Source organism: uncultured Negativibacillus sp. (assembly GCF_944388365.1).
In the GTDB taxonomy this organism is placed as follows: Bacteria; Bacillota; Clostridia; order Oscillospirales; family Ruminococcaceae; genus Negativibacillus.
This window is the reverse complement of sequence record NZ_CALXIN010000004.1, coordinates 43,504-62,408: the sequence shown is the minus strand read 5'-3', so window position 1 is coordinate 62,408 and position 18,905 is coordinate 43,504. Positions and strand designations below refer to the sequence as shown.

The window sequence follows — 18,905 nt, the reverse complement described above, 5'->3', positions numbered from 1 at the left end:
AAAGCGGAACAGGCATGACCGAAATCATGCCTGTTCCAAGAAATTCACATATTACTGTTTTACGACCACCGAGCATTAGGTGTGGCTTTTTTACTGAAGAAATTTAGGATTCTTCTTCATCAGTTTGCTGCGCGACCTGTATCTGCCGTGCCAAACCATACTCTTTTCGGGCCATCTCCTCTACGATCGGGTTCAGATCCGAGATATACAGGTCAGGGTCCTGTCCCAGTCGTTCCAGGTCGATGCGCGCTGTCAGGCATGCATTGCCCGAGGGACGCTCGGTCTGTACGATGACACCATTGTCCATCTTGCTGGCGGAAAACGGCGCATAGATGCCGCTGATCGCTCGAAACGGCAGATCCATAAAGTCGCCGGTCAGCCAGGAGGATACCGCAAACACCGGCTGCTCCTGACAGCGCATGAAGGCACAGCTCTGAAAATAATCACTGCTGTGGCTGGAACAGAACGCCGATGGACACAGCAGCAGCTGTGCTCCTCTAAGATGCGCCGCACTGGCCGCCTCAAAAACGCGCTGATCGGTTCCTGTCAGCACCGACACTCTGCACAGCTTGGTCTGTGCGGTGACGATCTCTTTTCCGGCGATCAGCCCGCACAGCTTCTCCTGCGGAGAAAGATGCAGCTTGTCCTGCTGCAAAATGATGTTTCCATCAGGATCAAACAAAAAGGCGCGGTTTACAAGTCCTTCGCGGGTTTTTACAATATTTGTTCCCGCCAAAATATAGATCGAAGATTTAATTGCCAGCAGCGAGAAAAAACGGCAATAACTCTCCAGCAGCGGCTGCGCCAGATATTTGGAATAAAACCGCAGTCCATCCTGTATCGCCTGCTCCTCCCTGTTGAGCAGATCCTCGGAAAACTGATAGCACAGATCAAACAGGGTCGGAGAACTCAGCAGAGGTAATAGGCCAATGTATTCTGGAAAAACAATCAGCTGGCTGCCCTCTCCAACGGCTTCATTCAGGTGATCTACAATCATCGAGATGCATTCCTTAAAGGATGCTTCTGCCCGCAAAGAGAGCTGTACACTGGTTACTTTGATGTTGTTGGGCATGATGTATTCCAGTGCCCGCGACATTTTGATTTCGCTTTCCTCAAGCAGATGGTCCAACCGTGTAGGACTCCAGTGGGCCAACAGCCTTTTTGCCGCAGCAATGTGCTTGAGATTCATCACAGCGTTCCTCCCTTTTCATAGATCCGCAGATCCAGCTTGTCCGACAGATTTCCTCCAAACTCTGTTCTGGCCAGCTTGTCCAGATACAGCTTTGCAAACAGGCTGTGAGAACTGGTCGGCGACACAAGATAGCCGCTCTCATCCTCGGTCAGACTGCATGGTGCTGCCACTGCAGAAAAACAGTTGCAGCAGCCCACCACATAGACGCCGTTGGACTGGGCTGCATTCCAGATGCCGGTGGTCAGCATGTGACGGCTGAGCTGATAAGAATCAATAAATTGCGAAGCTATTATCAGCTGCGCGCCCTTCATCCTCGCCACACGCACCACCTGTGGATGGTAGATGTCCACATCCACACACAAAAAGATATTGCCGATCGGCGTCTGGATTGGCTCAATCTTGTCATACTGAGAAAACTGCGCCTGATTATACAAATTTCGGTGGGTTGCTCCCTGTATCCCCAAAATTTCTCCCTGCGGCGAAAACAGGCACAGGTACAAAACATTATCCACAACAAAGCGGCTCGGCACCAGATAAACGTGGTTTTCCGCAGCATATTTGCGGCAGGCATTGAGATAGTCACGGGTATCCCATTCCGGAATATAGGATTTTACATCAGAAAAAATGACCAGTTCAGAAAGCTGCTTGGGCTTTCCAAATGGCGGCGTGATACACACGATGGCACGCACCTTATTCACCTCTTTTTGCAGGAGCTTTCAATATGGTATAAAAATAAAATGTAATAATTATATTATACTATTCTCGTTAGACGACTTCAAGGAGAAAAACAAAACTGTTGTCGGACACGCTCTCCCCAGCTTTCCACATTTGTTCAGTTGAATTAGTTGAAAAGTGATTACCAGACGTAAAATATAGGTAAAATATCATAGTTTAAACAGTTTCAACAGAGTTTTCAACATTTAATCCTGTTGATTTATGGTGAAATTGGGTGAAAAAACAAAGCGGTTTTCCCTCGAATTGATAAAAGAATATCAACTCGGAGGAAAACCGCTTTCCTATCCCATTTTAGCGCAGCGAAGAAAAAAATCTGCTCAAAATTTCGCCGCATTCTTCGGCCAAGATTCCCGAACGAATCACCGGTGTATGATTAAATGGCATCACAAACAAATCCGCCACCGAGCCTGCACAGCCGGCTTTGTCATCCTTGGCTCCATATACAACACGATCCACCCTGGAATTGATAATTGCACCGCTGCACATGGGACATGGCTCCAGCGTCACATACAGCGTACAGCCGCTCAGACGCCAGCTGTGCAGCTTTTTACACGCCTGCGAGATACACAGCACCTCAGCATGTGCCAGCGCATCACAGTCCAATTCCCGACGATTGTGTGCCCTTGCAATGATCTCTCCCTGATAGACCATCACTGCACCGACTGGAATTTCTCCCAGCTCTGCGGCCTTCTGTGCCTCCAGCAGCGCTTCTTTCATCCACCGCACATCCTCCTTCAGGTAGGAGGGAATCTCCTGTTGTACCATCTGCACACACCTTTCCTGGATTTACACCCAAAAAAGAGCGTCGGTGACGCTCTTTTTTACTTAAAACATATTCTGGATAATCAATGCGACCAGCAGGATCAACGCAAATACCATCGTCAGCGATGAAAATGCGACGCGATATTTGATACGTTCGGTCGAAAAAGTGGTCGAACGGATAAACATAAACATGTTTGGATATTTGCGCACCAGCACCAGCAAAGCTGCAATGCCTGCGACCAAATAAAGCGCAAACACACTGAGCAAAAATAACGACTGATATTCCTCAGGCAAAGCTGCGCACAGCAGATCCAGCGCCAGGCTCATCGCATTATTGACCGCATGGATGATAACTCCTACCCACAGGGAACCGGAGTACAGTACGAAGTAGCCAATCACCAATCCCATCAGGAAGGCGTTTGGTGCCTGCACCAGATTGCCATGGAACAGTGCAAACAAAATTGCGGACAGCACCAGAGCAAAGCTATCACCAAAGCGGCGCATCGACTGGAAGATCATCCCGCGGAAAACAAATTCCTCAATAATCGGGGTAATCACACACAGCTGTATCCCAAACAAAACCATTGCGACTGGTTGCGTGGGCATGTACAAATCTGTGTGCGGCTGCAGGTTCAGCGTCGATAACATTGCCGAAATCAGGTTGGAGGAGGTTACTCCTATGACACTGACCGCCAGTGCAACAAATACACATGGTATGCACAGCGACGCTGAAAAACGGTGAAGTGGAAAAGCAATGTTCAACGGTACCCGACAGAGCAGCACAAACAGCAGAAACGGTACAAACAAACAGATCGCTGATGAGAGTACATTGACCAGCATAATGACATGGGAAGATGCCAAAACCTGGTTTCCATAGATGCGAATAGCTGGCTGAAAGATTGCAATTACTGACAGAATAAAAAAGGGCACGAATGCCGTCAAAATAAAATAAAGCAGTGTTGCAAATCCCAGTCCATTGGAATAACGCTGCAAAATCCGACGTTCCGTTACCAACGGCGGTGGCGGCGTAAATCCATACCCATCTACATAGGTGTAGCAGTTTGGGTCATCCTCCCGACGGCAGGTTGGGTCGGTTGGTATTTTATAATAGCGCGTCATAACAATCCCTCCGTGGGAGAAAAGATAAAATAAAGATCGCCTCACCATGGTGCTCCGATCCGGTTGTTTTCTGTTTTTTAGTATATCATAGAAATTTATCCGAAATGTTAAGACAAAACTAATTCTTCTTTCTTCCCCACTTTTCTTTTTTCTTTTCCATCTTCCCACTCTGCCCTCTATTCTGATTTTAACAAAAAAAGTTGTCAAAATCTTCTCTTCCCTATTGACAAGGATCCTTGTCAATGCTATACTGAAACCAAGATAAATGACAAAAATATATGTCATTTTAAAATGGATTCTTGTCAAAAAGGAAGGAGGAAACTGGATGCCACTCATCAATCATTTAAAAGAATATCGGGCACGATTTCATCTGAGCCAGACCGACCTTGGAAATCTGGTTGGTGTTTCCCGCCAGACCATCAGCCTGATTGAGCGCGGCGATTATAACCCATCGGTCACACTGGCACTAAAGATTGCAAAGGTGCTGGAAGCGACGGTGGAGGAATTATTCTCTTATCTGGAAGAACAATAGACAGATTCATTTTGAAGGAGGGTTCTTTATGAAAAAACATCCTATTATCAAGTATATCCTGATTTTGGTTATTTCCGGTTCGTGCGGTGCGCTGGCCTCCAGTATTATTATGAACTTTGAGGACGGTGTTGTCGGTGCAATCAACAGCTTCAGTGACTGGTTTGGTTCGGTAACACCGGCGCTTCACATCAGCATCTGTCTGTTTTTGTCGTTGATGTCGGTTTATTCCATTTATAAGCTCAAAAAATTACTCAACAGCATCACTCCTGAAAACGAGGACGCCATCTACGACCAGATCGAAAACCAGTCCAATCCTGGCATGATGTGCAGCGTGCTGTGTACGATCTGCAACTTTTTCTTCCTCGGTGCGTCGACTGCTTATATGATCCCGAAAAATATTTTCATCAGCGCAGCAGCAACCCTTGTTTTTCTGTCGATTAACACCTGGGTGGAGGTCAGTCAGGTCAACCTCATCAAAAAGATCAATCCAAAGTTTAGAAATGCCGACCCGATGTCGATGCGCTTTATGAAAGACTGGGAGAAGGAAAGCGATGAGGCAGAGACCTTTGAGATGTATCGCGCCGGTTACCAGAGCTATAAAAATCTGAGATACGTTTTTCTGATCGCATTTGCCATCTGCTGCATGATTCAGATTTTTTACCCGATCGGCTTGGCTCCGTTTATTCTGATTGCCATTTTCTGGGGTGTTCATAGCCTGAGCTACCTTAGCGCCTGCGGGAAAAAATCAAAATAACAATCGATTGATAGAGGTTTTTATTGATGCCATTCTTTGATTTAAATCCAAATACAACCTTGCTGATCTATTCATTTCTGCTTTATTTTATTATCCGAATGGGTGTAAAACATGGGAGTTTATCTGCACAGAAAGCCGTAAAGAAATTACAGGAAAATTCTCTAGATCAAAATAAAAAGTAAGAAAAAAGCTCCCAGTTTGGGAGCTTTTTACATAAGTGCTAAATAATGTCCAACTTCAAGCTGGCACTGCCGAAAACTTCCCACTGGGAATTTTTCGGGGGTAGCTTGTATAATTTGGCAGTTTGTGAAAACTTTTTCTCTTGCAGAAAAGAGGATTGAAAACAAGTTTTCAATCTGGAGCTTACTCTTTTTGCCCATGAAAGATTGGGCAAAATTGTCTTCGGCAACCGAGCAAAGCGCCGTTGACAAAAAACTTTTGTTTCGCTCTGCCAAACTTTTTGCTCAAGCTACCCATCCTTTCAACGCGAAGCGTAATGCTTTCTTTTGGCTTCACCTTTTCTTTCTGCTAAAGAAAAGGTGAAAAAAGGCTCCCGAAAATTCGGGAGCCTTTTTGTAAAGCTATTATGACGACTAGGAAATGTAGCCAGCTGCTTTGAGGATCTCAACAGCTTTGTCATGGTTAGCTTCGGACATCATAACCAGAGGTCCGGTGCAGCCCATGCCGCTCTCTGCGTAGATCTTAGCTTTCCACAGAGCCTGTACAGCATCCTCCAGGTCCATAACCTCGATACCAGCAACGGAAGCGGTTACAACCTCTTTTGGTGGGCACTCTACGACTTCTTCGGAAGCTTCTTTCTTCACTGGTTTGCGAGCAGCGATAACTTTCTCCAGACCAGCTTTCTTAGCAGCAGCATATTCTTTAGCAGCAATTTCTCTGTAATTGCCTTTTACCAGCTGTGCAGCGTATTCCATAGCGTTAGCCAGAACAGGAGCACCGGAAGCACGGGATACGATCAGAACCAGTCTGTCGTAGCCTTCGCCGATACCTGGGCCGTAGCCGTAGCCAACAGCTTCGTAGCTGCCGCCAGTGCAGTAGGAAGACATCATCTTCATCAGGATGTTACCTGTCAGAGAATCAGTTACCATAACGTCGCAAGCGCCAACGAGAAGGTCGTTACCTCTCATAACGCAGCCGCCGTCTGCACGGGAAGACTCTGCAAAGTGGATGTCATAGCCGTTAGCCTGAAGCTCTTTCAGAGCGCCTTCACACTGTCTAGCGCCATCAACGTTCAGAATACCAACGGTTGGGTTTTTAACGCCGCAAGCTTTTGCAGTAATGATACCAGCGATGGTGTTGCGGATCATTGCTTCAATTCTTTCAGCAGCGGAAGTACCGGTTGTGTTAGCGATGAACATCTGTTTGCCTTTACCTGGGGTAACAACGCGGCCAACAGTGGAAACGCCAATCGGGAATGGATAATGCATGGTTACACAGCCATCAATGTCGCCGCTGTCCAGCATTTTTTCCATCTCTTTGTACATTTCGTCTTCATCAGAAACCTTAACGGTGTTGAATTTTTCGTTTTCAGCAGTGCCGATGAGGGTAACATCAACACCTCTGTCAGCAGCCAGAACAGCTGCTTCAACAGAGTTTGCTTCGCCGTGTTCACTTCCAAGACCGGTTACAGCGATTCTTGGTCTGGCACCAAAGGAGCCAGTTTCAAGACCTGTAGCGATGTCCATGAAAGTTTTGGCAATCATTTTTTCGATCTGTGCCATAATGATCTCCTCATTCCTTTCAGTTTTCAGATACAGCGAACCTGCAAAAATTATTCTTCTTCAGCAGCAGCCAGCAGGGATGCAGCAAAGTCTTTCATAGCTTTGCCGATGAGGCCCTTGATGTGCTCTTCGGAAACTGCAGCTTCTTCTGTCTTGCCGGAGTTCTTGGTGATCATTACGGATACGCCATCGAACAGGTTGGTCATACGGCCAAGGAACAGAGAACCTTTACCGATGATCATAGCTCTGTTTACTTTGCCTTCGAGGATATCATCGCGGCAAACACCGATGTATGGAACGCCGGATGGAATATGACCCTGTGTTGGAGCCCAACCAACCATACCATGTACAGCTGGGAAGGTAGCCAGGTCTTTCTTCTCGAGGTCGCCTCTCTTAACACCCAGAGCAGCGATCATCTTGTAGTTAGCAAGCGGAACGTCACCAGCACCAGCAGGTTTGGTGATATCTGGGTTCTGCATCTCAGCAGAGTATTTGTCAACGTCAGTAATCTTCAGACCAGCAGCATCCAGAGGATTGGTTACCAGGGAGGAGATTACGTTCTGAGGAGCGGAACCGGTTCCAACGGTATGTTTGCCGGTGTGCTCGGTGTCAACTTCTGGGTTAATACCATCGTTTTCGCCCAGCAGAACAGCAAAACCGCCGATCATATCTTCGAGGATTGGCAGACCTTTCTTAACATGGTCTTTACCGTTCATACCCAGTTTAGCGGTACAACCACCAGCAACGATAACTACGTGTTTGTGGGTGCCAGCTTTTACCAGGGAAGCAGCGTTGATGAATGCATGAGTTGGGCCAGCGCAGAAGCCGCGGACGTCACAACCGGTTGCATTAACAAGACCTGCGATCTCAGCAGCAGCTTTAGCGAAGTTACCGCCGCCGCGCTGGTTCATATCACCGCAAGCCTCCTCGCAGCAGTCGATAACGTAGTCGATATCTTCTTTGTTGATACCGGTTACGCGGATCAGGTGCAGCAGGGACAGAACTGCGGATGCTTTGGTAACCATGTTTTCGAGCATGGTGTGAGCGGACAGGTTCGGGTCAACGTCATGAGCTCTCTTAACGAAACCAACAGTCTTGCCAGCAAATACCAGTGGTTCTGCATGCTCTTCGTTTACAAAGTGCTCAACTTCGGAAGCGTCAACACCTTCATGGATTCTTGCAACGATGCTCTCGTCGATAACTGGGTTAGCAACGAATTTCTCTTTTGTTGCAGCAACAAAGCTCTTTTCCAGCATAACCAGCTCGAAAACGTCTACGCACTGCATCAGCATGTAGAACTCGTCCTCTGGCATGATTTCGCCGTATTTACCAGTTCTCTGGTTCATACCTTCAACGGTGGTGTCAACCCATGGCTGATCGTATTTAGCCAGCTCATCTGGATGCATGTTGCCGATGTAGGTCTGGTTTGGCAGGTAAGCAAGAGCCTGCTCGTATGTTCTGATGTGGTTTGGCAGTTCTTTCAGGTACTCAGAGTTAGGATTTACGATTTTCTCGGTGGTCTGAGTTGTACCATTTTCCATTACCATGTCTGGTGTATGGGCAAGAATGTAGCTTGCGCCTTTGATTACACTGTTCATTGTAGTCACGCCTCTCATTCATTGATTATGAATCTTTGTCAATCGGTTGCCCGATCTCCTACCTTTTTTAGGCTTGCCCTTTAGGGCATCCCATGAAAAGCTGTCCATTTTTTTGGACAACTCCCATAAAAATAGTATACACTACTTTTTTCAAATTGTCATGGGGATTTTATGAATTCTGCTATTTTTCACAAGAAAAAATTCCACTTCATGTGAAAACAGCAAAGAGTAAAAAGAGGTGGTGCGGCAAGCTGGTGATACATCACCAGACCACCGCACCACCTGTTGTTTTGGTTTAGAGGTATTTGCAGTATTCGTTGCGGATAGAGCTCATCTCAGAGATGATGTCATCTACATCCAGAACCATTTCCATCATACCTACCTGCTCATCGTAAACAGTTGGGTCAACTTCGTTTTTGATTTCTGGTTCGCATACGTGATATACTGTGAGTCCTAACTGAACTCCTGTCAATGGACCTGCAAAAGTAGGGTCACCAGCGGTTACTGTTTCAGCAGCAAGACCTGCACCTTCGCCCTCAGCAGCACCCAGAACAACAACGATGTTTTCTGGACCATACTGTTCTGCGAATTCTTTAACTCTCTTCTGATTTTCCAAATCCATTGCGCCAGCGGCAGTTCAGACAAAGCATTCTGTAGAGGAGTACACTACTTCAGCGCCAGCAGTCTTAACACATTCTTCGATAGCTGGGCCTGGAACGCCGTCTCTGTCGCCGATGATGATAACTTTTTTACCATTCAAAAGGCTCATGACTTATCCTCCTTATTTCTTTCTTGATGACTTGCGTCATCGATTTATCAAAACAGTCGCAAATAAATTGCGTCTATTTTTCATGATGTTTTGCTTTGCAGGTCAGAGCGGACATCTCGTCGCTGCAAACATCGTTTTTGACCATCAGGTCAAAAATTACATGTTAACGTATTTCTCAACCAGAGCGGTGATGGAATCCTGAGTGCAGTCTTCCTTAACCAGAGCCTCAACCTGAGCGCCATCTTTGTAGATAGCCATTACAGGCAGACCCATGATACCCTGTTTGATAGCCAGACGTCTAGCTTTTGTTGTGTTCATGCAGCAGAATTTCAGCTTGCTGTCAGCATATTTGTCTGCCAGAGCATGTACATGTGGCATCAGAGCAGCACATGGTACACAACCATCGCCGAAGAAGTCTACGAATACATAACCTTCAGCCTGCAGTACTTCAGGCTCAAATGTTTCTTTTGTTACTTCTAACATAATAACATGATCTCCTTCTGCTAAAGAGGGTTCATTACCGTAAAAGGTTTGCAGGACCTTCTTTATTTAGATTTTATGTTTGGAACTTTGAAAAGCCGCCGGTCTAAACTCTCACATAAAAACCGAACTTCCAAAAAGTCCCCTAGATTCGAAATTGAATCCCCTTGCTGAGATTAGTCAGCCAGGTTTTCTACGTAGTGCTGAGCTTCGGTAGCTGCAACAGCGCCATCGCCGCAAGCAGTAACTACCTGACGCAGATGTTTAACGATAACGTCACCAGCTGCGAATACGCCTGGAACAGAAGTATGCATGTATTTATCGGTAACGATGTATCTATTTTCCATTTCGAGTTTGCCCTCGAACAGCTGGGATTTAGGATCGAAACCTACGAATACGAAGATACCGAATGTTCCATCTTCCTCATCAGCCTCAATCTCTCTGGTCTCGCCGGTTTTGGTGTCTTTTACGATCATGGATGTTACAACACCGTCACCTTTGATCTCTTCGATTGTGGTGTTCCACATGAATGCCATCTTTGGATTAGCAAATGCTTTTTCCTGGATGGATTTAGCAGCTCTGAGCTCGTCACGTCTGTGGATCAGAGTTACTTTTCTTGCGAATTTGGTGAGGTACATAGCTTCTTCAACAGCGGAGTCACCGCCGCCTACTACGTATACTTCAAAATCTTCGAAGAAGTTAGCGTCACAAGTTGCACAGTAGGAAACACCTTTACCGGTGAATTCTTTCTCACCTGGGCAGCCGATCGGACGTGGAGAAGCGCCGGTAGCGATAACAACAGCTTTTGCATAGTAATCACCATGATTACCTTTGAGGTGTTTTACCTTACCTTCGAGCTCAACGTCTACGATAGTATCTGTAACGCGGTCAGCACCGAATTTTTCTACCTGTTTTGTCATTCTGGCAATCAGGGACGGGCCGGATTCTTCCTCCAGGGAGCCTGGATAGTTTTCGATTTCGTTGGTGATAACGATCTGTCCGCCATCTTTTGTTCCTTCAATAAGAAGTGTGTCCATTCTTGCACGGCCAGCATAAGAAGCAGCGGTCAAACCTGCAGGGCCTGCACCTAAAACGATAATGTCATAAACTTTATCCATTGTTTTCGTCTCCCTTAATTTATTTTTTAAAAGACGGTCAGGGAGGGGAGATACCTCCCCGACCGAATCTTTTAAAACAGATTAATATTTAACGTCGAAGATTGTCTGATCGTCAACTTCGGTCTCGAGAGCTTCGAGAGCGGTTTCAACGATCTTTCTTCTGATTGCTTTTTCCTCTTCCATTGTCAGAGCTGGGTTGCCCAGTGGGTGAGGAATTGCGATAGCTGGTACGATTCTGTTAGCACCAACAGTCATGGAAATTGGGGTAACTGTGCAGATGTGAACTACTGGCAGACCAGCGCGTTCAATTTCTTTTACCATCGTTGCGCCGCAACGTGTGCAGGTTCCTCACGTGGAGGTCATGATTACGCAATCCACTCCATCTGCTTTCAGCTTCTGAGCGTACTCAGCAGCGAATGCTTTAGAGGAAGCAACTGCAGTACCGTTACCAACGGTGGTGTAGAATTTATTGTGGAGTTTGCCGATTCTGCCTTCTTTTTCCATCTCGCGGAGGATATCGACTGGCAGAACGCGGTCAGCGTCTTCGTTAGCGTATACTGGGTCGTAACCGCCGTGAGCTGTTGCCCAATGAGCAGCATCCAGGTCCATAACGCCAGTGATGTCGTACTCACCGTAGTGAGAAGCGGAAGAGGACTCGATGTGATCTGGGTTGCCCAGAGGAACGATACCACCAGAAGTACACAGAGCAACGGTTGCATGAGCCATATCTTTAACAGCTGGGTTTGGAGCAACACGGTCAAAGGTTGGCATTGGGAACTCTGTGGTGAATGGTTTGCCGTTGAGTTTAGCGATCAGCATCTTAACAGCACGTGCAGAACCTCTTTCTTTCTCGAACAGGTTTACACGAACGCCGTTTGGCATGTAGCCTTCTTCGCAGGAAGCGCCGATTGCTTCATGTCTAGCAAGTTTGAGAGCGAGAGGAGCCATTTTCTTGATAGCATCTCTCATACCAGCAGCGCTGTTCTTTGTAGCAACGATGTAAACATCTTTCTTGAACATATCAGCGCCTGGGTTCTCTTCGTACATACCAGTCAGAACTGGGATGTTCAGGTTGTCCTGAACTGCTTTTGCGATAGTACCGCAAGCTACGCCGTAACGACCAGCGTTGAATGCAGGACCAGCAATGAACATATCTGGGTTCTGGGATTTAACCATCTCAAGAACCTCAGCCTGAGCTTTTTCAAGGTTTTCGTTGAAGTAGGAGTCACCGCAGATGATGGTTGCAACAACTTCTGCTTCGTCGCCCCAAGCCTGATTGAGTGCAAGACCAGGACCTACTGGGCCTTCACGCAGTTCAGCTGGGATGTCAGCTTTTTCCTCGCCACCGATCTGAGCGAAGAACTGGTTAATATACTGTACTACTCTGATTTTGCTCATCGTATTTCTTCCCCTTCCTATTATCTAGCGGACAGGTAGTTGAAGCCTGTTTCGTTGGTAGCACCGGTGATTGCCTGAATCTCAACAGTGATGTTGCCGTGAGCATCGATGTTGTTAGCAGAACCACCAGCGATGGTGTCTACGAACTCGAGGTGACCGTATACAGTCTCCATTGGAGGCAGAACGATTACCTGGTTAGCGTTACCGCCGGTTACAACTGCGTCAGCGGATGGGTCAGCGTCAGCCAGAGACTGGGACTTACCATCGCGGCCAGCGTACTCATCAGTGATGATTACGGTCTTGATGCCTTCAGCTTCGATCTTCTTGGTGTTCATGATCAGGTCGGTATCTGGGTTACCAAAGCCTTCCTGGGAGATGATAACACCGTCGCAGCCGAGGTATTTAGCCAGTTTAGCGGACCAGTTGGAGGAACGCTCTTTATCTGCGAGGTATACGTTTTCGTTGGTGATGATCATACCAACGAAGTTCAGAGTTTTACCGTGCTGCTCAAACAGGTCGGTAACAACTGGGTTGTTCATATGAACGTAGGTTGGGTTCTTATCGCAGGAAGATACGCAGTTACCGGAAACGATAGCACCATCCATAACTTCGGTTGGGGTGATGATGGTGGTCAGAGTTTTCTTAGCATCTACGCCGTATACATATGTATCGTGCAGCAGACCCTGGGACTGAAGCATCTGAACATATGCAACTCTTGGCAGGTTTGGATATTTAGCAGCGGACTCAACGATGTTGTCAAACTCGTAAGTTTTAACTTCATCTGGAGTTACATTTCTGCCCAGTTCGCCGAGGAAGCAAGCGATCTTGAAGCCTGCGATTCTCAGAGCGTACTCATGCTCGTGCTGTTTGAGGCCTTCTACTGGCTCCATCTTTACAACAACGTTGTAAGTCTTGGAGAATGGGGTGTAGTCAGCGCCAGGGCCGGACATATCGATGATACCTTCCTGGAAGCCAACGATCTTACCGGTGGTAACAACAGCAGCGCCTTTGAGAACGTGGGTTCTGCCTTCGCCAACGGTGTCAACTTTAGCAATCCATCCTGGGAAAATGCCGCCTTTGCCTTCAACTTTTACGCGAGGCTCGATAACGTCTTTAACTGGGGTGATTCTTACGCTTTCACCTGGACGAGCGAGGAAAACTTCGCAAGAAGCGATGTTTTCATCTTCGAGAGCGATTTTGCAGATTTCTTCTTTGTTAACGTACAAAACGCCGTTTTCTACTTTTGAACCTTCGTTTGAAAACTGAACATCGTGAATGAGAATATTACCGAGTTCCAACTTTTTCAAAGCGAACACCTCCTTGTTAATATAAAACCCTTTATCTTTCTTAAATTAAACCTTACTTTGAAGATTTAACGTAAGCGCTTAGAAAATTTCCGGAATGCTCATCAGCGCACTCTTAATCAGCGTTGTATCAATCAGCTGAAAATCTTCTCTGACGCTGTCCGGCATTTCCGGGAACTTGACGCTGAATTTGTCGGCGGTGATGATGCTGTTTTCAATAATAGATGCATCCTGCGGATCCATCTTGCCCCACCGCTTGTCGACGAGAATGGATTTGTAAGGAGTTTCATTCGGCTTTACAGATCCGGAAAGCGGATGTGTCAGCAGCTTGTGTCCTCCATAAATCATATCCCGGACTTTACAAAGCACTTCGCGGTAGGTAATATCCGCAAAGTCCACTTCAAATTCTTTACCAAGTTCATCTCTTACCCTTGGATTGTTGGTTACAATTACAAATTTCATCTTTTTCTCCGGCTCCCGCAAATCTGATTTGTCTGTTGATACAAAAAAAGAGCAAAAAACAACAATCGTGCCTTTTGCTCTGTTTTAACCCTCATGGCAGGGCTGCTTGCGCTTCCAGAGATTTGTCAAACCACAGTGTTGAGCCTGAGATTTTTACAAAAGGTTTGGCAGCCTTTTGCTTATTCCCTACGGCACTCCTTCCTTGATCGGAACGGAGATTCTCCCATGATTCTCATCCAAAAACTATTTTATTTTCCCCGTGATACGGCCATTTGCCGTTATATCGACTTTATCTATCGTGCCTTTCAGTTACAATAGATATTTCCGATTTCACTGGCTTTATTATAGCTGATTTCCTTTCATTTTTCAAGAGGTTTTGCATTGGAGGAAGAGTAAGTTTTCTTTGGACTTTTTTATTCAATTTGTACACTATTTTATAGTTCAACAGACAGTATGTCACAATTTCTTTGTCGTTCTTTGAACAAAAAGGACATCATGTCACTTTTTTAACGAGAAGTAACCCTATTTTTGGAGGATTTCTCTGATGGCATTTACCGCATAATCGACATCTTCCATCGTGTTCTTAAAACCAAAAGCAAATCGAACGGTTCCCTGCGGATAGGTTTCCAAAGTCTTGTGTGCGTTTGGTGCGCAGTGCATACCACAGCGGGTGCTGATACCGTACTCACTGTCCAAGCGGAAGGAAACTTCTGCATTGTCGTGACCAATAAAGTCAAACGAAACCACTGGGCCGCGTTTTGACATATCGCGGACACCTACCAGACGAATATTTTCATTCTCAAGTGCATCTACCTTGTCGATAAAGGCTTTGCACAGCTCCATCTCATGTGCATGGATGTTTTCAATGCCGGTTTTCTCCAGATAACACAGCGCTGCATGCAGTCCATAGATACCTGGGATGTTCTGGGTGCCCGATTCAAACTTGTCAGGCAGAAATTCCGGCTGAACCTCCTGATCGGAGATGCTTCCAGTACCACCGGTAACCAGCGGAACCATCTCGTGTGCAACCTCATCGCTGACCAAAAATCCACCGATTCCCTGTGGACCCAGCAGACTCTTGTGTCCGGTGAAAGCCAGTACATCAATGTGCATCTTCTCCATATCAATCGGGAAAGAGCCGGCAGTCTGTGCCGCATCCACGATAAACTTGATACCGTGTTTGACACAGATTTCTCCAACCTCTTCCAACGGCATCAATGTGCCGCAAACATTGGAAGCGTGCAGAATCATAATTGCTTTGGTGTTTGGACGGATCATCTCTTCAATTTTTTCGACCATCATTTCGCCGTCGCGGGTACATGGAATACGGTCAAAGGTGACGCCGCAGTCGACCATCTGGTTGAGCGGGCGCATCATGGCGTTGTGTTCCAGCGAAGAAACCAGCACATGATCTCCTGCACGAAGATATCCTTTTATAATATAGTTGAGCGAATAGGTGATGCTCGGAGTAAAAATCACATTGCGCAGCTTGTCAAAATGAAACAGCTTGCAAAGCTTCTCTCTGGTTTCAATGATAATATCTTCCGCTGCATATGCTTCCTCATAACCACCGCGATTGACGTTGGTGCCGATGTTGTCCATAAAATTCTTGACTGCATCGCTGACACCAGGTGCCTTTGGATAAGAGGTGCTGCCGTTATCAAGATATACTCTTTTCATTATATATATCCTCCGTCCTGCCTTTTGCCAGGGAGTTCCGTGCATCGCCTGCCCGCTAATTCCCCATTTTCCTTATAACTTTATTATATCATCTCTCTTTTTTTCTTCCAGCACTATTTGTATTATCTATCTATTTTTTTGTTTTAATTGATAAAAACAATTTTCCTTTCTTTCTCACTTGTTATACACTTAACTTGATCCAAACTTGACGATTTTTACCAAAATCCAGCAAAGATCGTCATCACAACTCAAAAAGGGAGATGTATTTATGAAGGACAAAAAAACGTATGTTGGCATTATTGCCACCGGCGCAGTCATCGGATTGATTGCCGTCGCCCTGGTTGTTTTAGGCAACCCAAAAAACATGGGCTTCTGTATTGCCTGCTTCCTGCGTGACATTGCCGGTTCTACCAAACTTCACACCGCTCCAATCGTTCAGTATTTCCGTCCCGAAATCGTTGGCCTGGTCATCGGTGCTATGGCAATGGCATTGATCGGCAAGGAGTTTTCACCAAAAGGCGGTTCTGCTCCGGTTACCCGTTTCTTCCTGGGCGCTTTTGTCATGATCGGCGCTCTGGTATTCCTGGGCTGCCCTCTGCGTATGGTTCTGCGTATCGGCGGCGGTGACCTCAACGCTGTTGTCGGTCTTATCGGTTTTGCTGCTGGCATTCTGGTCGGCATCTTCTTCCTCAACAAAGGCTTCTCTCTCAAACGCACCTATAAGCTGCCTGTTTCCGAAGCATTTGTTTTCCCTGCCGGTCTGGTTCTGCTGTTCGCACTGTTCCTGATCGTTCCTTCGCTGTTCGTTTTCAGCGAATCCGGTCCTGGATCGATGCATGCACCAGTTATCATCGCTCTGATCGCCGGTCTGGTTGTTGGAGCACTCTGCCAGAAGTCCCGTATGTGCATGGTTGCAGGTATCCGCGACCTGGTTTTGTTTAAGGACTGGAAATTGCTGCTCGGATTTGTTACAATTATTATCGCAGCTCTCATCGGCAACCTCGTGACCGGAAACTTCAACCTCGGTTTTGCTGGTCAGCCGGTTGCACATTCGGTACATCTTTGGAACTTTATGGGTATGCTCATCGTTGGTTTTGGCTCTGTTCTGCTCGGCGGATGCCCGCTGCGTCAGCTGATCCTCACCGGTGAAGGCAACACCGACTCGGCAGTTACCGTACTGGGCTACATTGCCGGCGCTGCTTTTGCTCACAACTTCAGCCTTGCCGGTTCTGCCGCTTCTGCTGATTCGATCGGTGGTCCTTCCATCAACGGTAAAGTTGCTGTCATCATCGGTCTGGTTGTTATGCTGGCGATTGCAGCACTCAACACCGCAAAAGCAAGAAAAGACGCCTAAGTTCATAAGATACCTCTATTTTTATTAAAGGAGCTGAAAATATATGGCAGAAAAACAGATCGTAGATGCACGCGGACTTTCCTGTCCACAGCCGGTTCTGATGACCAAAAAAGCCGTTGAAAAAGGCGGCAAGAGCTATGAGGTCATCGTTGACAACGGCACTGCAAAAGAAAACGTCACCCGTTTTGCACAGAATGCAGGCTTCCAGGTCAAGGTCACCGAGGATGGAGACGACTATCACCTGACCCTGAGCAAATAGTTGTTTTCGCTGGCGTGATTCTGCGCGTTTGACGCTGTCAAAAGAAGGATGGTAACATTGACCTATATTGCAACCTTTTTCACCCACTTTGCGGCGGTGAACTTCTCCCGCCAGCTCAAAGGCACCGACAAAAAGCCGATGCTGATGCCGGTTCCCAGAAAGCTCAGTTCTTCCTGCGGCACCTGTGTCAAATTCCTGTACGATGGAGACATCCAGGAATTTGTCCATTCGGACATTTTTGATGAGGATGTCGACACCGTCTATCTGGTGGAAAACGAGGAGTACACTCCTGTGTTTGAAAACCACATTCGTTAAACAGACAGGGAAAGTCTTTCCATCCAAAATGGAAAGACTTTCCTTTTTTTACGGCAAAAACCGACCCTTTGCAAACGTTGACATTGCAGAGGACAAACGCTAAAATAGATTTGTAAGGATTATGTATTCTCCACAGAAAGGACCTTGGAATGAACATTTTCATCAAACACCTCTGCTCGATGCTGCTCGGTCTGGTGATGGTTCTGTCATTCGGAGCCTGCTCCTCACCAGAGAGCCAGGATTCCGGCGAATATCTTTCCGAGCTGACACAAACCGAGTCCTTCCCCGTCCGTCTGGAGCTTTCGGACAACAGTTACCTCATCTCCACCCGTCCACGGCGTCTGACCGTTCTGTCCGCTGATTTGGTACAGGCTTTGGGCGACATGGGTGCCGCCAGCCTCATCAGCGGCGTGTGCGACGACGCTCCACAGGATGTCGCTGTCTCCGGTGCCAAATCCTGCGGAACCAGCCTCGATCCCGACCTTGACCAGATTATCGCCTCCAAACCCGATTGGGTAATCACCTCCTCTCCTCTGCGCCAAAGTCAGGTGGATGCGCTGAAGGAGCAGCAGATCGAAGTCATCACCTTCTCACAGCCGCAGACACTGGAGGAGATTTACGACCGTTATCGTCAGCTGTTTACTCTCTGCTATGGTCTGGAAGGCACATCTAAATCCACCGAGTTTCTGAATGATTTTCAGGCTCGATTGGAAGCAGCCATCAATCCGGCTGCCGAATACGCCAAACTGAGCGGGTCCAAAACCGTTGTCTATCTTGCACAGCTGGATCTGACCATGGCCACCGGAGAAACCTTTGAAGGACAGCTGCTGGATGCCATGGGACTGCAAAACCTCGGCGAACTTGGTTCCCGATGGAACTATCCCGAAGTTGAGGCGGAATTCCTTGACCCACAGATTTTGTTCTATGACAGCAACACCATCTCTTTGGAGGAGATTGAACAGAGCGAAATCTATGGAAACTGCACCGCGGTGCAGAACGGAAACGTTTTTGCGGTTGATTTTTCCGCAATCCGACTGCGTGGTCTGCCGATGATTTCTGCTCTGGAAGCGATGGCACAGCAGGCTTATCCTCAGGCATATCAATAATCATGTATAAAAGAACAGAGCCTCGGCAAAAAACCGAGGCTCTGTTCTTTTATGTTTATCGCTGACTGATTTTCTGTTCTGTTTGATAGAAAATAAAATCGTCGATGTCGCCTGCTGTCTCCAGCCATTGGCGACAGCTTTCCGACAGATAACTGCGCGGATCGTTGTCGGTCTGTTCCAAATTCCGCGCCGGACAAGGCTGCTTCAACTGGGATTCTCCTTCACA

20 protein-coding genes are annotated in these 18,905 nt (G+C 47.0%); 6 read left to right on the top strand and 14 right to left on the bottom strand.

Features of this window, described 5'->3' with window-relative positions:
- Positions 1 to 103 precede the first annotated feature (103 nt).
- From Q0L39_RS01395 to Q0L39_RS01380, 4 genes are all read right to left on the bottom strand, one after another.
- Positions 104 to 1,189 (bottom strand): nitrilase-related carbon-nitrogen hydrolase, encoded by a 1,086-nt coding sequence (locus Q0L39_RS01395; RefSeq protein WP_296626551.1) that lies wholly within the window; start codon positions 1,187 to 1,189, stop codon positions 104 to 106.
- Positions 1,189 to 1,881: a nitrilase-related carbon-nitrogen hydrolase gene (locus tag Q0L39_RS01390; RefSeq protein ID WP_296626550.1), complete on the bottom strand. Its 693-nt coding sequence runs from the start codon at positions 1,879 to 1,881 to the stop codon at positions 1,189 to 1,191. Before Q0L39_RS01390 ends, Q0L39_RS01395 begins: the two co-directional genes overlap by 1 nt.
- Positions 1,882 to 2,218: 337 nt before the next feature.
- Positions 2,219 to 2,692, bottom strand: coding sequence for a tRNA adenosine(34) deaminase TadA (gene tadA / locus Q0L39_RS01385; RefSeq protein WP_296626553.1), 474 nt, complete (start codon positions 2,690 to 2,692; stop codon positions 2,219 to 2,221).
- A 60-nt stretch (positions 2,693 to 2,752) separates the two neighbouring features.
- Positions 2,753 to 3,808: a CPBP family intramembrane glutamic endopeptidase gene (locus tag Q0L39_RS01380; protein WP_296626549.1), complete on the bottom strand. Its 1,056-nt coding sequence runs from the start codon at positions 3,806 to 3,808 to the stop codon at positions 2,753 to 2,755.
- Between the two features lie 325 nt (positions 3,809 to 4,133).
- Between Q0L39_RS01380 and Q0L39_RS01375 the strand changes: the two genes are divergently transcribed.
- On the top strand, positions 4,134 to 4,340 hold the full coding sequence (locus Q0L39_RS01375) for a helix-turn-helix transcriptional regulator (RefSeq protein ID WP_022132099.1): 207 nt from the start codon (positions 4,134 to 4,136) through the stop codon (positions 4,338 to 4,340).
- Positions 4,341 to 4,368: 28 nt separating this feature from the next.
- Positions 4,369 to 5,094: a DUF3169 family protein gene (locus Q0L39_RS01370; protein ID WP_296626548.1), complete on the top strand. Its 726-nt coding sequence runs from the start codon at positions 4,369 to 4,371 to the stop codon at positions 5,092 to 5,094.
- 593 nt (positions 5,095 to 5,687) lie between these two features.
- Here Q0L39_RS01370 and grdD read toward each other — a convergent pair.
- From grdD to Q0L39_RS01325, 9 genes are all read right to left on the bottom strand, one after another.
- Complete coding sequence (gene grdD, locus Q0L39_RS01365) at positions 5,688 to 6,836, bottom strand: glycine/sarcosine/betaine reductase complex component C subunit alpha (protein WP_296626547.1); 1,149 nt, start codon at positions 6,834 to 6,836, stop codon at positions 5,688 to 5,690.
- A 50-nt stretch (positions 6,837 to 6,886) separates the two neighbouring features.
- Entirely contained in the window at positions 6,887 to 8,434 is a 1,548-nt protein-coding gene (gene grdC / locus Q0L39_RS01360) for a glycine/sarcosine/betaine reductase complex component C subunit beta (RefSeq protein ID WP_296626546.1), read from the bottom strand.
- A 295-nt stretch (positions 8,435 to 8,729) separates the two neighbouring features.
- Positions 8,730 to 9,203, bottom strand: coding sequence for a glycine/sarcosine/betaine reductase complex selenoprotein A (grdA, locus tag Q0L39_RS01355; protein ID WP_296626545.1), 474 nt, complete (start codon positions 9,201 to 9,203; stop codon positions 8,730 to 8,732).
- A gap of 156 nt (positions 9,204 to 9,359) precedes the next feature.
- The gene (locus tag Q0L39_RS01350) at positions 9,360 to 9,686 is read right to left on the bottom strand and encodes a thioredoxin family protein (protein WP_296626544.1); all 327 of its coding nucleotides are present in this window, start codon (positions 9,684 to 9,686) and stop codon (positions 9,360 to 9,362) included.
- A gap of 173 nt (positions 9,687 to 9,859) precedes the next feature.
- Entirely contained in the window at positions 9,860 to 10,801 is a 942-nt protein-coding gene (trxB, locus tag Q0L39_RS01345) for a thioredoxin-disulfide reductase (RefSeq protein ID WP_277255780.1), read from the bottom strand.
- An 81-nt stretch (positions 10,802 to 10,882) separates the two neighbouring features.
- The gene (gene grdB, locus Q0L39_RS01340) at positions 10,883 to 12,199 is read right to left on the bottom strand and encodes a glycine reductase complex selenoprotein B (protein WP_296626543.1); all 1,317 of its coding nucleotides are present in this window, start codon (positions 12,197 to 12,199) and stop codon (positions 10,883 to 10,885) included.
- A gap of 20 nt (positions 12,200 to 12,219) precedes the next feature.
- Positions 12,220 to 13,506 (bottom strand): glycine/sarcosine/betaine reductase component B subunit, encoded by a 1,287-nt coding sequence (locus Q0L39_RS01335; RefSeq protein ID WP_296626542.1) that lies wholly within the window; start codon positions 13,504 to 13,506, stop codon positions 12,220 to 12,222.
- A gap of 78 nt (positions 13,507 to 13,584) precedes the next feature.
- A complete protein-coding gene (locus Q0L39_RS01330; RefSeq protein ID WP_296626541.1) occupies positions 13,585 to 13,965 on the bottom strand; it encodes a GrdX family protein in 381 nt (126 codons plus the stop codon).
- Between the two features lie 522 nt (positions 13,966 to 14,487).
- Positions 14,488 to 15,645, bottom strand: a complete 1,158-nt coding sequence (locus tag Q0L39_RS01325) for an aminotransferase class V-fold PLP-dependent enzyme (RefSeq protein ID WP_296626540.1) — start codon at positions 15,643 to 15,645, stop codon at positions 14,488 to 14,490.
- 268 nt (positions 15,646 to 15,913) lie between these two features.
- Here Q0L39_RS01325 and yedE point away from each other — a divergent pair, with 268 nt between their 5' ends.
- The 4 genes from yedE (at position 15,914) to Q0L39_RS01305 (ending at position 18,679) form a co-directional block, all read left to right on the top strand.
- Positions 15,914 to 16,999 carry a YedE family putative selenium transporter gene (gene yedE, locus Q0L39_RS01320; RefSeq protein WP_296626539.1) on the top strand — a complete coding sequence of 362 codons (1,086 nt, stop codon included), beginning with the start codon at positions 15,914 to 15,916 and terminating at the stop codon, positions 16,997 to 16,999.
- A 43-nt stretch (positions 17,000 to 17,042) separates the two neighbouring features.
- A complete protein-coding gene (locus Q0L39_RS01315) occupies positions 17,043 to 17,258 on the top strand; it encodes a sulfurtransferase TusA family protein (protein ID WP_296626538.1) in 216 nt (71 codons plus the stop codon).
- A 57-nt stretch (positions 17,259 to 17,315) separates the two neighbouring features.
- Positions 17,316 to 17,573 (top strand): DUF3343 domain-containing protein, encoded by a 258-nt coding sequence (locus Q0L39_RS01310; protein ID WP_296626537.1) that lies wholly within the window; start codon positions 17,316 to 17,318, stop codon positions 17,571 to 17,573.
- Between the two features lie 149 nt (positions 17,574 to 17,722).
- Positions 17,723 to 18,679 (top strand): ABC transporter substrate-binding protein, encoded by a 957-nt coding sequence (locus Q0L39_RS01305; RefSeq protein WP_296626536.1) that lies wholly within the window; start codon positions 17,723 to 17,725, stop codon positions 18,677 to 18,679.
- A gap of 55 nt (positions 18,680 to 18,734) precedes the next feature.
- On the opposite strand, the gene Q0L39_RS01300 is transcribed toward Q0L39_RS01305, so the two are convergent.
- On the bottom strand, positions 18,735 to 18,887 hold the full coding sequence (locus Q0L39_RS01300) for a hypothetical protein (RefSeq protein WP_296626535.1): 153 nt from the start codon (positions 18,885 to 18,887) through the stop codon (positions 18,735 to 18,737).
- Positions 18,888 to 18,905: the final 18 nt, after the last annotated feature.

What these genes read in the sequence shown, in the direction of transcription:
- Q0L39_RS01395 (WP_296626551.1), bottom strand. Translation starts at nt 1,189, where the DNA reads ATGAATCTCAAGCACATTGCTGCGGCAAAAAGGCTGTTGGCCCACTGG.
- tadA (WP_296626553.1), bottom strand. Translation starts at nt 2,692, where the DNA reads ATGGTACAACAGGAGATTCCCTCCTACCTGAAGGAGGATGTGCGGTGG.
- Q0L39_RS01380 (WP_296626549.1), bottom strand. Translation starts at nt 3,808, where the DNA reads ATGACGCGCTATTATAAAATACCAACCGACCCAACCTGCCGTCGGGAG.
- Q0L39_RS01375 (WP_022132099.1), top strand. Translation starts at nt 4,134, where the DNA reads ATGCCACTCATCAATCATTTAAAAGAATATCGGGCACGATTTCATCTG.
- Q0L39_RS01370 (WP_296626548.1), top strand. Translation starts at nt 4,369, where the DNA reads ATGAAAAAACATCCTATTATCAAGTATATCCTGATTTTGGTTATTTCC.
- grdD (WP_296626547.1), bottom strand. Translation starts at nt 6,836, where the DNA reads ATGGCACAGATCGAAAAAATGATTGCCAAAACTTTCATGGACATCGCT.
- grdC (WP_296626546.1), bottom strand. Translation starts at nt 8,434, where the DNA reads ATGAACAGTGTAATCAAAGGCGCAAGCTACATTCTTGCCCATACACCA.
- Q0L39_RS01350 (WP_296626544.1), bottom strand. Translation starts at nt 9,686, where the DNA reads ATGTTAGAAGTAACAAAAGAAACATTTGAGCCTGAAGTACTGCAGGCT.
- trxB (WP_277255780.1), bottom strand. Translation starts at nt 10,801, where the DNA reads ATGGATAAAGTTTATGACATTATCGTTTTAGGTGCAGGCCCTGCAGGT.
- Q0L39_RS01330 (WP_296626541.1), bottom strand. Translation starts at nt 13,965, where the DNA reads ATGAAATTTGTAATTGTAACCAACAATCCAAGGGTAAGAGATGAACTT.
- Q0L39_RS01325 (WP_296626540.1), bottom strand. Translation starts at nt 15,645, where the DNA reads ATGAAAAGAGTATATCTTGATAACGGCAGCACCTCTTATCCAAAGGCA.
- yedE (WP_296626539.1), top strand. Translation starts at nt 15,914, where the DNA reads ATGAAGGACAAAAAAACGTATGTTGGCATTATTGCCACCGGCGCAGTC.
- Q0L39_RS01315 (WP_296626538.1), top strand. Translation starts at nt 17,043, where the DNA reads ATGGCAGAAAAACAGATCGTAGATGCACGCGGACTTTCCTGTCCACAG.
- Q0L39_RS01305 (WP_296626536.1), top strand. Translation starts at nt 17,723, where the DNA reads ATGAACATTTTCATCAAACACCTCTGCTCGATGCTGCTCGGTCTGGTG.